Raw genomic sequence first — 14,863 nt, forward strand, 5'->3', positions numbered from 1 at the left:
TTTCATTTTCGAAAGCCACTTCGCAATGCATGGTTCAGGTGGCAACTTCGGGCGGCTTCGCCGCCTTCGCGGGTGCCTCATTCGCTCGTACCTCGCGAGATTCGTTACGCCGCGCTACAAGGATGCTAGTCGCCATTCACCACACTTACACTCCTGCGCTTGCGTGCGTATATCGTTTCTAGCTTATGTTTGAGCGCTGTGCGCGCTGTTTGTTCCCCATGCACTAAACGAATGGTGTGCGGCCAGCGGCGCATGCGTTTGACGAAGTTGAGCAGGTCTTTTTGATCGGCGTGGGCGGAGTAGCCGCTTATAGAGGTCACGCCTGCTTTGATATCGATTCGTTCGCCATCGATGCTTACCCAACCGCCCTGGGGGCCGTACTGCTGAATATCTCGCCCTGGGGTGCCTGCGCCTTGGTAGCCTACAAAGAGCACTTGGTGGCGTTCATCGCCCAACATGGCTTTGAGGTAGTTCATGATGCGCCCGCCTGCACACATGCCGCTGGCGGCAATGACTATTGCTGGGCGACCTGTTTTGGCCAGGTACGCCACGGTTTGTTCGTGCTCTTCGTGGCTATCCACCGTGTAGAGGTTGGCAAAGTTGAGCGGATGACGGCCACTACGCAGGCGGCGTTGGGCTTCTTTATCCCAGTAGGGTTTTAGCTCGCGGTACACCTGGGKAAAGCGTGCGGCCAGCGGTGAATCTACAATGATTTCCAGCGACTGCCATTGTGGTGAACGAGACTGGTGAATAATGGTTTCCAGTTCGTAGAGCAATTCTTGGGTGCGGCCAATGCTGAACGCAGGCACCATCACCGTGCCGCCGTTAGCGAGTGCTTGCTCTATGGCTGCTTTTAGTGTGGAGCGGCGGTGGCGACGATCCGGGTGGTTGCGGTTGCCGTAGGTACTTTCGAGCACCAGTTGGTCGCAACCGTAGGGTGATTTGGGCGCGGGTAGTAATGGTGCATAAGGTGCGCCTAGATCACCTGAAAACACCACGCGCTCTTTATCGTTGGTGACGGCATCCTGGTAGCTTACTTCTACGTAGCTTGAACCCAGAATGTGCCCCGCCCGTTTGAGTTTGACACGGGTGGTTCCTTTTCCGCCAATGCCTGAGCTAATACCGGAGTGACCGCTTACGTCGCTTGCTGACTCTATGTTGTGCCATTTTCCGTAAGGCACGCTAACAATCTGCTTTTCGAGCTGGGCTTGAAAGCGCTCGATTAGTTGGGTGTTGCGGGTAAAGCCGATTTTTAGCGCGTCTTCAATGACCAGTGGTAGCAGTTTGGCTGTGGGGATCGAACAGATGATGGGGCCGGTGAAGCCTGCGGCCAACAGATAAGGCAGCCTGCCTACGTGATCAATGTGTACGTGGGTGATGATTAGGGCTTTTACGGTGCTGATATCAAATTCAATTTGTAGCAGCTCGAAGGTGTCTTCTGTGGCGTCTTCGCCTTGGAAGAGGCCGCAATCTACCAGTAGGGATTCGTTTTGATTCAGAATCAGTTGGTGGCAGCTGCCGGTGACGCCGGTGGCGCCGCCGTGGTGGAGAATTTCGAGCATTTGAAACCGGGATTTTGGGTAGTGATTTGTGAGCAGTTTGAGGCGGTGCCGGGGTTGGGTTGTGTGCCATTGGGCGTCTTGCAGACGCCATCCGCGGGTGCCTCGTTGCTCGTTCCTCGCAGACTCGTTACCACGCGCTACGGGTTCTGTGGCACGCTTCTTAGTTTGCGGAATATCTGTAAGTGCACCCGCGGGAGCAGTGCGTTAGCGTTGCCGATGGTGGCACCGGGGTGAGCGGTGGCGTTTTAGCATTTGGTGGCGTTATCGGGGCGGCTAGCGCCGCCCTTCGCGCCGGGCCGCCGCTGCGGGTGCCTCTTTCGCTCGTTGCTCTCGCTCTTTCGTTACGCCGCGCTACGGGGTTTCTGCCGCGCTTCTGTGTTTGCGAAGTATCTGTAGCACCCGCGGGAGCAGCGCAGGTGCGGTGCTGGGTTAGTTAAGCGGCTTGGCTTTTTAAAAGTGGCCATGCACCTTGCTTCGAGGCCTCCAGAATGACGATTTCATTGATTGTGCCATCCTCTGCGTAACTAATATGTGTGTTCCAATCTTGGGAAACCTCCTTTACGGTAGGTTTATCAGATAGGTGCAGAACCAAGATATCATCTGCTTCATCGTAGGTAGTTCGCATTACTTATCCTCCCACTCAAAGTGATGCATTTAGTTATGGCAGAGCGGAGTAACGTGCCTTTGGGCGTCGTTACGCCGCGCTACGGGGTCTCTGGCGCGCTTCTGAGTTTGCTGAGTATTCGTAGCGCGGTGTAAGCGATAGCGCTCCCGCGAAGCAACGCGAGAGCGTTGCCGATGATGGCACGGGGTGAGCGGTGGCGTTTTGGCATTCGGTGGCGTTATCGGGGCGGCTAGCGCCGCCCTCCGCGGGTGCCTCGTTGCTCGTTCCTCGCMGACTATTTACCACGCGCTACGAACCCCTTCACCATTCACGGCTCATCTAGTCTCTGTGATCCTTGATGATCATGATTAGCATGCTGAGGATGAAGGCTAGGAAGATGGTGATGATGGCGAATACGCTGCTGTTGTAGAGCCGGTTTGGTTCTGTGGGGTATTCCGGCATTAGCGGGCTTTGCAGTACGCTTACTTGCTTGAGCTGGCGGGCGGCTTCTAAGCGGGTGTTTTCCAGTGCGGCGAGTGCGCTGGAGTAGGTTTCCTGGGCGAACTGGGCCTGTAGCTCCAGCGTTTCATATTCGGCGGAAACGCTGTTGAGTGAGTCACCTGATGCTTGGGCGATACGGTCCCGCTGCTCAATGATTTGGTCGCGAAGCGCAGTGATATTGCGCTCGACTTGGCGCAGCTCGGGCGATTGCGCACTTTGAAAGCTGGAAAGCGCATTGCGCTGTGCTTGAAGGCGCGCAAGGTCCGCTTCCAACGTTGCCACCACCTGGTTGATGCTCGCCACGGTATCCGTCGGTGATACTAGCCCGTACTCGTTCTGATACTCCAATAATGCCTGGCGGGTTTCGGTGAAGCGCTCATCCAGGCGCACCATTTGCCTCTCCAGAAAGCGTACCTGCTCGTCGGCCAGACGGTGTCCCATTTCGTTCATATGGTTTTCGCCTGCTTCCAGCAGCAGCGTGGTCATTTGATGGGCAAATTCGGGCGTATAGCCCTGCMCTTCAATATTTAATACACCTGCGTACTCGTCTAGCTCGACTTCCACACGACGTAGATAGTATTTGTGCAGGTCTTCGATTGGAGCTTCTTTATCGCCAAGCTTGGCAAAAATATCGCCATGCTCGCTGTAGTGTCCGCGAATGTCGAGCTCTTCATCCAGCCGGCGCAGCATGTCCACGGAGAGCAGGTGCTCACGCAGTAGTAGCAGATCCTGGGTATTGCCACCGCCGCCACCCATAATTGAGGATAAGCTGATTTCAGGGGTTGCTACCTGAGGGCTTTCCAATACGACCGTAGCGCGGGATACATAGCGCTCCTCAGCAATTACAAACCAATAAAACGAGACCAGTAAAATAGCGGCAAAAGCTAACGCCCACTGAGGGGACTTAACTAAAAATCGGCGTAACGGTTGGTTCATAGATTATTTTGCCTTTAAACGATCGATAAAGCGCAGGTGCATCAACAGCCCCAGGGCATTAAGAGAAAGCGTGACCAGCCAGAAATAAAGCATGCTGGTGTCGTGAATTGTTTTGTAATTTTCAAAGAAACCAAGGCGCAAGGTTTCTAGACCATGAGGAATAGGGTTGTACATGAGATATTCAAGCAACCAATGCGGCAGGTTATTTAAGGGAAAAATAACACCTGATATTATTAATAAAGGCAAAGAGAGCATCCTGATTACCCTACCTACTTCTGGCACCAGTGTGGCAGCTACTGATGTAACTAATCCAGCTCCTATACCTAAACTCCAGAGTGATAACCATGCATATATTGCACGTAATGCATTATCCGGATAGATATCCAGACTTAGTAACAAACCACCACATATAAAGAGTAAAAAAACAAAGCTACGCAACATTCCTTCAAGAAAATTACGCACCAATACAGGATCAACTGGTTGCACTTGACGGTACGCAAATAAAGCACTGTTAGCCTCTACTGCGCCCATGCCACGTAACATCCCTTCCCTGGCGAGTGAAAATCCCATTAAACCAGCGATCATCCAGGGTATAAAAGGAGCGTTAACGATGAGTTTATCGCCACTCACAAAGCTCCGTATACCGACCATAATCCCAATAAAAGCAACTGGCTCAAAAATCATCCAGAACCAGCCCATGCGGTCCGACATGGTGCGTGAAATGGCTTCGCGCATGAACATGGCGTACCACACGCTGCGTGTTACCTGCCACGGTGTGCGGGCGCGCCGTGGGCCGTGGTTTACGTTATCCATAGCGTTAATTCTTTAGAAATAGACAAAGCGTGTTCCTGCGCATTGGGGGTCAGCACGATTGGGCGGCGTCGCCGCCCTTCGCGGGTGCCTCACTTGCTCGTTCCTCGCGTCATTCGTTACCACGCGCTACGAGAGTCCATTCAACACTCTTACAGATCAAGCGCGACGCGGGTGGCGACGGCTACCTGGAATAGTATTTGGGTAAGCGTAGAAGCTAGCTGCAGGTTGTGGGTGGGTGCTGCGGGCATGACCAGGATTTCGTCGCCGGGGCGTAGGTTCACGTTACGGGCGTTTTCAACCGCGCCGTTTTGGCGAACGATAAGAATGTGGTCGTCATCGGCGCGCTCGGTAAAGCCGCCTGCGCCTTCGATGTAGTCAATCACGCTCATGCCGGGGCGGTAGACCGCTGCCTGGGGCACCAGCACTTCCCCGCTGATCAACATGGAGTCGCTGACTTCAGGAATGGTGACCACATCGCCATCCTGAAGGCGAATATCGGAAATGCGACCGTCGTAGGCCACGACCAGACGGCCACTGGGTTCCAGTTCGCTGGCACGGGTGATGAAGTCTTGAATCAACTGGGCTTCCTGAACTCGAATGGCGGCCTCTTCGTTGGTATTGGAAGGCGCACCGAGGTAGGTGGTTTCCAGGCGGCGCAAGCTGTCTTCAAGGGATTGTGCTTGCTGCTCTTTAACGCTTTCCCGTTTAATTGAAATGCTTTCCACGGCGGTCATGCTTTCCGGCACCGCGATGGCATCCAACAGTTCGCTCAGGCGGGCATCCCTGGGCAGCGCGTAGCGAGAGGGGCCGTAGTAGCTGCCTTCGACCTCCACCACGATGGTTTCACTACGCTGGTCGGAGCTGAACAGTACTTCGTCCCCGCTGCGAATAATTTGGCCTGCGAACATATCAATGGGGAAGTATTGCGCAATGGGGCCATCTTCACGGTCGCCGCGCAAAAGTACGTGGGAGACGCCGCTTTTCAGCCGTGCCAGATTCACTAACTCGGCGCCGCTTAGCTGGTTGCCAATTAGCTCGTAGCGATGCTCACGGTGTACATCCCCTCCGACGGCAATGGCCGGGCCGCGCTCTTCGATCACGATGGTGTCGCCATCCTGAAACTGCGGGCGGGCAATGCTGCCATTGAGCAGGAAGTCGTAAAGATCGACCGTGGCGACGGTTGTGTCGTTGCGAACCACGCGCACTTGGCGATAGCTGCCTAGATCTTGGTCAATGCCGCCGGCCTGGTCTAGGAAGTAGAGCAATGAATCGTTCGGCGTGCCCGCATAACGGCCTGGGTTTTCAACGTAGCCGGTGACGTACACCGCAACAGGCTGAACGCCTTGCAGGTTGGTGTAGACCTCTACGTTATCCGGATAAACGGAGGTAATCGCGCTGCGCACGCTGTTATCGACTTGCTGACTGCTTTGGCCTTCTMCATTCAGCGGGCCGGAGCCGGGAATGAAGATGTTGCCTTGGGCATCCACCGGTAGCACACGGTCAAACTCGAACGCACCCCAGGCGCGCACGGTGACTTGGTCGCCGGGCTTGATGCGGTAATCCGGGTTTAGGCCGTCGCCCATGGCGCCCCGAAAGCCGCCGGTAAACAGGTTGGCGCCAAACGGGGGTAACGCATCCGGGTTTTGCGGGGTTTGCGATACCGGGCCATAGGTGCCGCTGCGCCAGTCTGCACGGGGCGTGTCGTTAACTTCTTCCTGCTGCTGGGCATTAGCGCCAGCACCCTGCTGGCCGCTTTGCTGGGGCAAAATACTGTCGGAAAGGCTGAGTGACTGCGCCCAGGCGTTGGTTACCGTGAAACTACTGACGAGTGCCAGCGAGGCAACGGCCAGGGTTTGCTTGAGTGAAGCGGGGGTAAATTTGGCGATAACGTTCATTACATGCGCCCTTGTGATGTTTGCGCCACAACGCGTTGATTAACCCAGCCGTTTGGCGTTTTGCACACCAGCGCGGCGCCTGCGGCGTTGGTGCCTGCTTCGACGACTCGCAGCTTACGGCATTCGCGACCACTGGCGGCCAGGTAAGCCGCATCGGCGACGACTTCAACGTTGTCGCCCCAGGGGCTACGGGTCACGTTAATGATGGCACCGGCGGGCGCTTTTGATAGGAAGTCGTTGAGGCTTTCATCTTGCAGCAGTGTGGCGGGGTCGTTGTTGAGCACGTATTGCGCTTCTTGCTGGCCAGAGCCGGAGGGGTAACTGGCGCAACCGCTGACCATGACTAAACTGAGCGCCGCCAGCAGCATGCGAGCTGGCGACACCAATGAACGTTGTGATAATGGCATAGTAAATTCCAAATTAAAGGCACGCTACCGCCCAGGGATCGTTACGGGCGTATTCCCTTGCCCTACTCTTCTGTGCGGATGAATGTGGTGGTGCGTTGAACGAACACTCTTTACACCAGGCCGCCATTGTAGGGGAATACCGTTGTCGCCTCTACATCGACAACTCTTGTACAACTCGCTAATTTAACTTATGAGCTGAAAAGGTTAGTTTTCATCGGCTTAACGGCGTGAGCCAAAGGGATATAGAAGGTATAAACAAAAAGGTATGAATAAATAGGTATAAAAAACGCCACACTGGCAAGCCAGCGTGGCGTAGGCGTAACGCACCTTTCCGCTTTTTAGCGATGGCGGTGGTGACTAGCTGTATACATCCGCTGATGCAAAAGCGCTGCCCGCTTGGTCTTTTTCAGAGAGCGCAAACGGCACCGGCAGTTCGGGCCATTCGATACCCAGTTCCGGGTCGTCAAATCGAATGCAGCGCTCTGATTCTGGGTGGTAGAAATCGGTTGTCTTATAAAGGAAGTCAGCCGTTTCAGACATCACCACAAACGCGTGCCCAAAGCCTTCGGGCACCCATAGCTGGCGGTTGTTTTCAGCAGAGAGCTCGACCCCTACCCACTGGCCGAACTGCGCGGAATCGCGGCGTAAATCGACGGCCACATCCCATACGCTGCCGTGCACGACACGTACCAGTTTGCCCTGGGGCTGTTCTAGCTGGTAGTGAATGCCGCGCAGCACGCCTTGGCGTGAACGTGAGTGGTTGTCTTGCACGAAGTTGCGCTTGCAGCCGGTGGCATCTTCGAACGCCTGCTGGTTGAAGCTTTCCATGAAGAAGCCGCGTTCGTCGCCGAATACCTTGGGGGTCAAAATCACCACCTCGGGTAGGGAGGTTTTTTCAACGAGCATTAGTGGCCTCCTTTCGCATCTAAACGGTGCAGCAGGTATTGGCCGTAGCCGGTTTTGGCCAGTGCGTTAGCGCTTTCACGCAGGGCTTCATCGGTTAGCCAACCATGCTGCCAAGCGATCTCTTCAAGGCAGGCGACTTTCAGACCTTGGCGGCGTTCGATGGTTTGCACGTACTGGCTGGCTTCAAGCAGGCTGTCGTGGGTACCGGTATCCAGCCACGCGAAGCCGCGGCCTAGCCGTTCAACGCGCAGGTCGCCGCGCTCTAGATAGGCGTTGTTGACGCTGGTGATTTCCAACTCGCCGCGCTCAGAAGGCTTCACTTGGCGGGCAATTTCCACTACGTCGTTGTCGTAGAAGTAGAGGCCGGTCACCGCATAGGGCGATTTGGGCTTGGCGGGCTTCTCTTCAATGGAAACAGCGGTGCCGCTTTCATCGAACTCCACCACGCCGAAGCGCTCGGGGTCTTTGACCAAGTAACCAAACACCGTGGCGCCGCTGGCTTGGTCAGAGGCGCGCTTGAGCTGCTCCGAGAAGTGCTGGCCGTGGAAGATGTTGTCGCCTAGCACCAGGCAGACCGGCGCATCGCCAATGAACTCTTCGCCAATGAGGAACGCCTGGGCGAGGCCATCCGGGCTGGGCTGTACGGCGTATTCAAAGCGCACGCCGAAGGAGTCGCCATTACCCAATAGGTTCTCGTATTGGGGCAGGTCTTCCGGCGTGGAGATAATCAGGATTTCGCGAATACCTGCCAGCATCAATACCGAGATGGGGTAATAGATCATCGGTTTGTCGTAAATCGGCAGCAGCTGTTTGGAAACGCCGCGCGTGATGGGGTGCAGGCGGGTTCCGCTGCCTCCCGCTAAAATTATGCCTTTACGTTGCATCGTTGTTGCTCCTTGCTCGTTGCTCGACGACTAACGCGAGCTTGCTATTTCTTCCACGGTAAGCGCCAACTGGCTTTGCCAAGTGGGCATCTGAATTCCCAATGCTGCTTCTAACTTTTCCACCGCTAGCCGAGAATTCAGTGGGCGGGCTGCCGGGGTTGGGTAGTCAGCGGTGGGGATTGCGGAGACGCCTTCCGGGCTAATCGCTAGCGGCAATTCGGCCTGCTTGGCTACCTGGAATATCTCGCAGGCAAACCCGTGCCAGCTGGTTTCGCCCCTGGGGGCAAGATGATACACACCGCTTGCCAGGTCGTTGGCGGTTTTCGGGTTGTTCAGCGTCGCTAACGCTTGTTGGGTGACGAGTGCAATCAGGCGTGCCGGTGTGGGTGCGCCCATCTGGTCACTCACAATGCTTAATGCTGGGCGCTCAGCCCCTAGCCGTAGCATGGTGCCTAAAAAGCTTTTGCCAAACGCGCTATAAACCCAGCTGGTGCGGAAAATAAGGTGTTTGCAGCCGCTATTGGCCACCGCTTCATCACCAGCCAGCTTGGTCGCGCCGTAAGCATTGCATGGCCCGGTGGCATCGTTTTCCTGCCAGGGGGCGATGCCTTCACCGTTGTAAACATAATCCGAGGAGTAGTGGATTAGCCAACTGCCCCGCTGCTGGCAATATTCTGCCAACTGCGCAGGCACTTCGGCGTTTAGGCGCGTTGCCATGGCCTGGTCGGATTCGGCGTTATCGACGGCGGTGTAGGCTGCCGCGTTAACGATTAGGTCTGGTTGGTGTTGATCTAGGTAAGCACTAACAGCATCGGTGTCAGCCAGATCTAACTTAGCGCGATTGGGCGCTAGAATTTCACCCAGCGTTGCCAATTGACGACGCAGTTCAAAGCCCACCTGACCATTGCCGCCGGTAATTAAAATAGTGAGGCGTGAAATGAGAGGTGTGAGGTGTGAGTGTTCAGAGTTCATAGTGACGCCTTTAAATGCTTGATCAGCCCGCCTAGCTGTGAAAATACAGAGTTAATCGCTATTTCGAGAGTTGAAATATCAGCCGTATACCCTAAGCGTTGGGCAATTTGGCACTGAGTTTCAAGCTCACTGAGCGATCCCCGCGCTATATGCAAAAATCTTAAGAAGTCAGGTTTACTGCCTCGTGCCGCGCCTTCAGCTATGTTGCTCGGCACCGAGACAGCGGCACGCTGCATTTGGCTAGCAAGGCCAAAGCGCTCAGTTGAGGGAAAGGTCGAGGTCATTGTGTAAATAGAAACAACGAGATCCATCGCTTCTTGCCATACACGCAGTTGCTGGTGCTTTCTCATGACCATTCCCCTCCCCCCTTACAAGCGAAGCGCTTACCCCTTACCTCTTACAAACTGCCTAGGCGCTGGCCCTGGTAGCTGCCGTCTTGTACGCGTTTCCACCAGGATTCGTTGGCGAGATACCACTGGACGGTTTTGCGTAGCCCAGTTTCGAAGGKTTCTTCTGGCTTCCAGCCTAGCTCGCTTTCGATCTTGCTGGCGTCGATGGCGTAGCGTAGGTCGTGGCCCGGGCGGTCTTGTACGAAGGTAATCAGGTCGCGGTAGTTACTTTCCGCTGGCACCAGCTCTTGCAGCAGGTCACATAGCGTTTCAACCACTTCTAGATTGGCCTTCTCGTTATGCCCACCGATGTTATAGGTTTCACCCACAACGCCTTCCGTGACAACTTTGATCAGCGCGCGGGCGTGGTCTTCTACGTATAGCCAGTCGCGTACCTGTTGACCATTGCCATACACCGGCAGTGGCTTACCTGCCAGGGCGTTAAGGATCATCAGCGGGATGAGTTTTTCAGGGAAGTGGTAAGGGCCATAGTTGTTGGAGCAGTTGGTGACCAATACCGGCAGACCGTAAGTACGGTGCCATGCGCGGACCAGATGGTCTGAACTTGCCTTGCTGGCGGAGTAAGGCGAGCTGGGGGCGTAGGGGGTTTCTTCGGTAAACAGGTCTTCCGGGCCTCCCAGGTCGCCATACACTTCATCGGTCGAGATGTGGTGGAAGCGGAAAGCGCTGGCTTTTTCAGGGGCGCTTGCTTGCAGGCCTTTCCAGTAGTGACGCACCGCTTCCAGCAGCGTGTAGGTGCCGACAATATTGGTTTGAATAAAAGCGGCGGGGCCATCGATGGAGCGGTCTACGTGTGACTCTGCGGCCAAGTGCATCACGGCATCAGGCTGATGGCGTTCGAAAATAGCCGCCATGCTGTCGGCATCGCCAATATCGGCCTTTTCAAAGGTGTAGCGTTCGTTGCTTTCCACCGATGTTAGCGACTCTAAATTACCGGCGTAGGTCAATGCATCGACATTCACCACGGCGTGTTCGGTCTGCTCGATCAGGTAGCGGATCACCGCTGAACCGATAAACCCTGCTCCACCTGTTACTAAAATATTCATTTAAGGTTCCTTATAGATCATTCATTACATCCCTTGCACCGGCTCTTGTGTACTTTTTTGCTTTGGGTACCGATAGATTGTCCAGATAAGCCCTAGAACAATTATGACAGTGCGACCATCGAGAGGAAATAAATAGGTCGGCGGATTGATGTGTGGACAAGCTTTGCTAACAAAATATAAACAATCGTTTAAAATATGCTAAGAACAATATTCGGCATATTAATTCAAAATTATTAGTTTAGCTGTTTGCGGTGACGTGAGTGAATTCCCCACAAAATAGCCAACAGAAAGGCATACATCATTACTCCACTGTTATGTCCCAAAAAGGTTTGGGTTATCCCAAAATCGATATAGGCCACGGGCAACAAAAACCCGGCAACTGCCACCGCACGTATTTCTAGGTTGCTATGCCTTAAATACTCGCTAAATAGCTTCATCGGCACTAAATAGAGCAATAGAAGTACGGCAAGACCGATCAGACCTCGCTTTGCAAAAGTGTCAAGAAATTCATTGTGTGCATGGTCAAACTGCAAAATACCAGCACTGACGATGCCATCTTCTGCCAGCGTAGTCATGCCTTTCAAATAGCCATTCTGACCCCAGCCTAGTATTGGCCTATCTGAAATTAAATGACTGGCACCTTTCCACATTTCAAACCTGGCGCCCACAGAGGTGTCTTGTGATTCACCAGAAACATAAAGTGAAATATCATCAACCGCCTGAAATACTCGTTCCTGAACACCTGTTTGGGGTAAAGCAAAGACCGTTACGCCCCCTAGTACAAGGCCGAAAGCCAATGCTCCTTTCCATTTAAGTGGCCACTCTTTGCCGTAGCTACGGTAAAGAACGAGTAGAATCAAAGGAAAACCAACCCAGCCACCTCGACTCCCTGAAAGGAGTGATCCCAGTATCCCCATAACAGCACCCAGGGCAAGCAGTACCAACCAGCGCTTTCTATGCGGTTGTAATATGGCCCATCCCATACCTGCAAGGCAGAGAATGCCCAATAGCATACTCAAATTGCCGAACTGGATAACGTGGGTATAGCCACCCGCACGCACAGTATTTAATAGCAGTTTCTGGCATAAAGCCCAGCCACCCGCACCAATGGCGCCCAATGCAAAGCCACTCCACATTGCCGATAAGCGTGGTGGATTTGCAAGCAAAAATAATAATGCAGGGATAGCTAGCAATAATCGACTTGGTCGATCATAAGCACGAGAGCCTTCATCATAAAACCATGCCAACAAGATGATGGTGAAAGCATAAAGTGCCATAGTAGTCATGACGAAGCAGTCACGACGACTTATAAAAAATTGCGGCCTTAGCAGAGGGAGAGCTAACCCTCCTATCAGAAGAAGCACAGCACCAAACGAGTAACCAGAAGGTACCACCAATGAAAGTGCCCCAAAAATAAACACAGAAGCACTTGCATAAAAAATAGATTTAGAATCTTCTAAAATAGTAAATGGCACTTTTGCCTCATTAACGGTAGTTTTAAGGGCCATATAATATATGTATTTGCTGTTTAGGGCTTACCCAAAACATCAACAAGGCAGACTAGTAGGCATTTTTATTGGTAAAACCTTTAAAAATAGTTAGAAAAATAATACGTAGATCAAGCCACAGAGACCAGTTATCGATATACCACAGGTCATACTCGACACGACGTTGCATTTTATCAAGTGTGTCTGTTTCACCACGMAAGCCATTAACCTGGGCCCACCCAGTAATACCTGGCTTGACTTTGTGTCGCCGCATATAAGATTCGACAAGATCTTTGTAATAATCATTATGCGCTAACGCATGTGGTCGCGGGCCAACTATGGACATACGACCTTGTAATACATTGTAAAATTGAGGCAGCTCATCAAGTGACGTTCTACGCAAAAAAGCACCTATCGGAGTTATTCGCTGATCATTCTTTGTCGCCTGAGTAACCTGGCCTGCTTTTTCCTTATGGACACGCATAGATCTAAATTTATATACCTTCACACGGCGTCCGTTTGCACCAGTGCGATACTGCTTAAAAAGAATTGGCCCTGGAGAGGTAATTTTGATGCCCACTGCGATGGCTATACAAACTGGAGTAATCAGTAAAGCGATAAGACCACCTACAACCAAATCCTCACCACGTTTTATGATACGCGCCATACCACTGAGTGGCGTAACACTAAGGTCAATAGCGAAATGCCCTGCCACCTCGCTAAACCTGTGGTTGAGCAATTGCATACCCTGAAAATCAGGTATGAAACGCACTTCCGCAGTGTGATTTCTCAATGCATAAAAGATAGAACGAACAGCTCCGCCCATTTCTAAAGGAACACAAATCCAAACTTCACGTGCACCTGACACCTCAATTCTTGATGCAATGTTAGATAAGCTCTCATTATTAAACCCAGCATGCAGCCTTTCGACCCCCACGATAGAATAACCTTCGCCTTTGGCTACGCGCATACTTCTCGCGACTTGCAGCAACTGGCTACTAGGACCAACCAGAAATATGGATCGTCTCGCACGCCCCTTCATACGAGCTTTTCTTAAAATAATTTGCGCCAGAACACGCCCTCCTCCCGCTATGATATAAGAGAGAAGCAAAGAGGAGGCTACCCACAACCTTGAAAACCGAACAGAGGCATCCGCTAAAAAAATCAACGATGTCGCCAGTAATCCAACAGCTACCCAGACCATTAAAAGTCGGGCCACCAATGTAGAAACGGGTGTAATACGCCATCGACTATAGCCACCAAACATGCTGTTAAGTAGAATAGCAAAAAGAGCAATTAATGAAGTCGCCAAAACATAGCGCTCATGAAGATGAAAAGTTCCAAACCGGAAATTAAAAGCAATAACACAAGCACATACAATCGCAAAAAAATCAAAGACCGGCACTATAAGTTGCGCGGGATAACGCTCAGTTAAACCTTGTGTTTTGCTAGACATTTGGAACCCCTTCACTATTTTCCATATTCAACATACTCTGTTCAATTATAAAATCATTCAACCCAATACCGGGAGTGCATTGAGAGCTTTTTATTTATAGAAACAGGTATTTTGTGAGAATGTTGCCCCAATTTGTAACCAATCAATTTTAAAGCATTACGAATAAAGCAAGAGGGCCAAAGGTAGAACCGCTCTAATCCAATATAACGAAGTTCAGATTTAACATATCTAAAACCTTCTCCACCCGCACCACCGAAAGTTTCTCTGATCCAAGGTTGCTCAGCATGGAATACACCAACATCAAAATAACGCCGGAATTCTTCTAGCATCGTATAGTTATGGGAGTGACGACAACAAGCATTACCGGCGTAAACGACATTATAACCTGCCATTAACATTTTGGCAGTCGCGTACATATCTTCCGATAAGATAACATCGTTGGGAAACCCACCTACCTCAACTAAAGCCTCCCTACGATACGCGGCAAAAGAATTGGACATAAATGGGGTTTTAATACCTAACACAGGTGCATCTTTTAGTGACTTATGTATAGTCTTATCTGGATAGTTAAAGAGGCGTGCGTGTGCTGCCAATAAATTAGCGTCATGGTGAGGAAGCTGTCTTCCACACACCGCTCCTACTGCACTGCTTTCAAAATAACTTATAATTTTTTCAACAGCTAAGACATCATCAAGATAGGCATCCTGAGTTAGAAAAACGAAAATTTCGTATTCAGAGTGCTCATTAACTATTTTCTGCCTAGTACCTCCATGATTAAAGTCTTTAGTATCGATAACTATGACCTTATCCGCCCTCTCAAATGCCAACTGCTGAGATCCATCTTTGGATGATGAGTCAACCACTACAATATCAAAAGCAGCAGTTTGCTGATCTAAAGAGTCAAGAAGCCTCAATAAATCGGATTTGCCATTATAAACAGGTATTACGCATGCTACTTTAAGACCACTTACCATACGGTATTCC

Annotated in this window: 14 protein-coding genes; all 14 read right to left on the reverse strand. The window is 52.0% G+C overall.

Annotated features, from left to right (window positions below):
• Positions 1-125 precede the first annotated feature (125 nt).
• A complete protein-coding gene (locus HALO_RS15915; RefSeq protein ID WP_050713652.1) occupies positions 126-1,562 on the reverse strand; it encodes an MBL fold metallo-hydrolase in 1,437 nt (478 codons plus the stop codon).
• 433 nt (positions 1,563-1,995) lie between these two features.
• Positions 1,996-2,187 carry a DUF2283 domain-containing protein gene (locus HALO_RS15920; protein ID WP_050713653.1) on the reverse strand — a complete coding sequence of 64 codons (192 nt, stop codon included), beginning with the start codon at positions 2,185-2,187 and terminating at the stop codon, positions 1,996-1,998.
• Between the two features lie 318 nt (positions 2,188-2,505).
• Entirely contained in the window at positions 2,506-3,603 is a 1,098-nt protein-coding gene (locus HALO_RS15925; protein ID WP_050713654.1) for a chain-length determining protein, read from the reverse strand.
• 3 nt (positions 3,604-3,606) lie between these two features.
• Positions 3,607-4,416, reverse strand: a complete 810-nt coding sequence (locus HALO_RS15930) for an ABC transporter permease (protein WP_050713655.1) — start codon at positions 4,414-4,416, stop codon at positions 3,607-3,609.
• 149 nt (positions 4,417-4,565) lie between these two features.
• Positions 4,566-6,311, reverse strand: a complete 1,746-nt coding sequence (locus tag HALO_RS15935; RefSeq protein WP_050713656.1) for a polysaccharide biosynthesis/export family protein — start codon at positions 6,309-6,311, stop codon at positions 4,566-4,568.
• The gene (locus HALO_RS15940; RefSeq protein WP_050713657.1) at positions 6,311-6,718 is read right to left on the reverse strand and encodes a DVU3141 family protein; all 408 of its coding nucleotides are present in this window, start codon (positions 6,716-6,718) and stop codon (positions 6,311-6,313) included. The genes HALO_RS15935 and HALO_RS15940 overlap by 1 nt, the downstream gene beginning before the upstream one ends.
• A 357-nt stretch (positions 6,719-7,075) precedes the next feature.
• The gene (gene rfbC / locus HALO_RS15945) at positions 7,076-7,624 is read right to left on the reverse strand and encodes a dTDP-4-dehydrorhamnose 3,5-epimerase (RefSeq protein WP_050713658.1); all 549 of its coding nucleotides are present in this window, start codon (positions 7,622-7,624) and stop codon (positions 7,076-7,078) included.
• Positions 7,624-8,508, reverse strand: a complete 885-nt coding sequence (gene rfbA, locus HALO_RS15950) for a glucose-1-phosphate thymidylyltransferase RfbA (RefSeq protein ID WP_050713659.1) — start codon at positions 8,506-8,508, stop codon at positions 7,624-7,626. The genes rfbC and rfbA overlap by 1 nt, the downstream gene beginning before the upstream one ends.
• A gap of 30 nt (positions 8,509-8,538) precedes the next feature.
• Entirely contained in the window at positions 8,539-9,480 is a 942-nt protein-coding gene (rfbD, locus tag HALO_RS15955) for a dTDP-4-dehydrorhamnose reductase (protein WP_050713660.1), read from the reverse strand.
• Complete coding sequence (locus tag HALO_RS15960; RefSeq protein WP_092490908.1) at positions 9,477-9,830, reverse strand: four helix bundle protein; 354 nt, start codon at positions 9,828-9,830, stop codon at positions 9,477-9,479. The genes rfbD and HALO_RS15960 overlap by 4 nt, the downstream gene beginning before the upstream one ends.
• Before the next feature lie 47 nt (positions 9,831-9,877).
• Complete coding sequence (gene rfbB, locus HALO_RS15965) at positions 9,878-10,936, reverse strand: dTDP-glucose 4,6-dehydratase (RefSeq protein ID WP_050713662.1); 1,059 nt, start codon at positions 10,934-10,936, stop codon at positions 9,878-9,880.
• 233 nt (positions 10,937-11,169) lie between these two features.
• A complete protein-coding gene (locus HALO_RS15970) occupies positions 11,170-12,411 on the reverse strand; it encodes an O-antigen ligase family protein (RefSeq protein WP_231896728.1) in 1,242 nt (413 codons plus the stop codon).
• A gap of 85 nt (positions 12,412-12,496) precedes the next feature.
• A complete protein-coding gene (locus HALO_RS15975) occupies positions 12,497-13,879 on the reverse strand; it encodes an undecaprenyl-phosphate glucose phosphotransferase (protein ID WP_050713663.1) in 1,383 nt (460 codons plus the stop codon).
• Positions 13,880-13,932: 53 nt separating this feature from the next.
• Positions 13,933-14,853, reverse strand: a complete 921-nt coding sequence (locus HALO_RS15980; protein ID WP_050713664.1) for a glycosyltransferase — start codon at positions 14,851-14,853, stop codon at positions 13,933-13,935.
• Between the last annotated feature and the right edge of the window lie 10 nt (positions 14,854-14,863).

Source organism: Halomonas sp. R57-5 (assembly GCF_900070345.1).
In the GTDB taxonomy this organism is placed as follows: Bacteria; Pseudomonadota; Gammaproteobacteria; order Pseudomonadales; family Halomonadaceae; genus Vreelandella; species Vreelandella ventosae_B.

Excerpts from the sequence above, each read along its gene's own strand:
- HALO_RS15980 (WP_050713664.1), bottom strand. The coding sequence starts at position 14,853 with ATGGTAAGTGGTCTTAAAGTAGCATGCGTAATACCTGTTTATAATGGC.
- HALO_RS15940 (WP_050713657.1), bottom strand. The coding sequence starts at position 6,718 with ATGCCATTATCACAACGTTCATTGGTGTCGCCAGCTCGCATGCTGCTG.
- HALO_RS15960 (WP_092490908.1), bottom strand. The coding sequence starts at position 9,830 with ATGAGAAAGCACCAGCAACTGCGTGTATGGCAAGAAGCGATGGATCTC.
- rfbA (WP_050713659.1), bottom strand. The coding sequence starts at position 8,508 with ATGCAACGTAAAGGCATAATTTTAGCGGGAGGCAGCGGAACCCGCCTG.
- HALO_RS15920 (WP_050713653.1), bottom strand. The coding sequence starts at position 2,187 with ATGCGAACTACCTACGATGAAGCAGATGATATCTTGGTTCTGCACCTA.
- rfbD (WP_050713660.1), bottom strand. The coding sequence starts at position 9,480 with ATGAACTCTGAACACTCACACCTCACACCTCTCATTTCACGCCTCACT.
- HALO_RS15930 (WP_050713655.1), bottom strand. The coding sequence starts at position 4,416 with ATGGATAACGTAAACCACGGCCCACGGCGCGCCCGCACACCGTGGCAG.
- rfbC (WP_050713658.1), bottom strand. The coding sequence starts at position 7,624 with ATGCTCGTTGAAAAAACCTCCCTACCCGAGGTGGTGATTTTGACCCCC.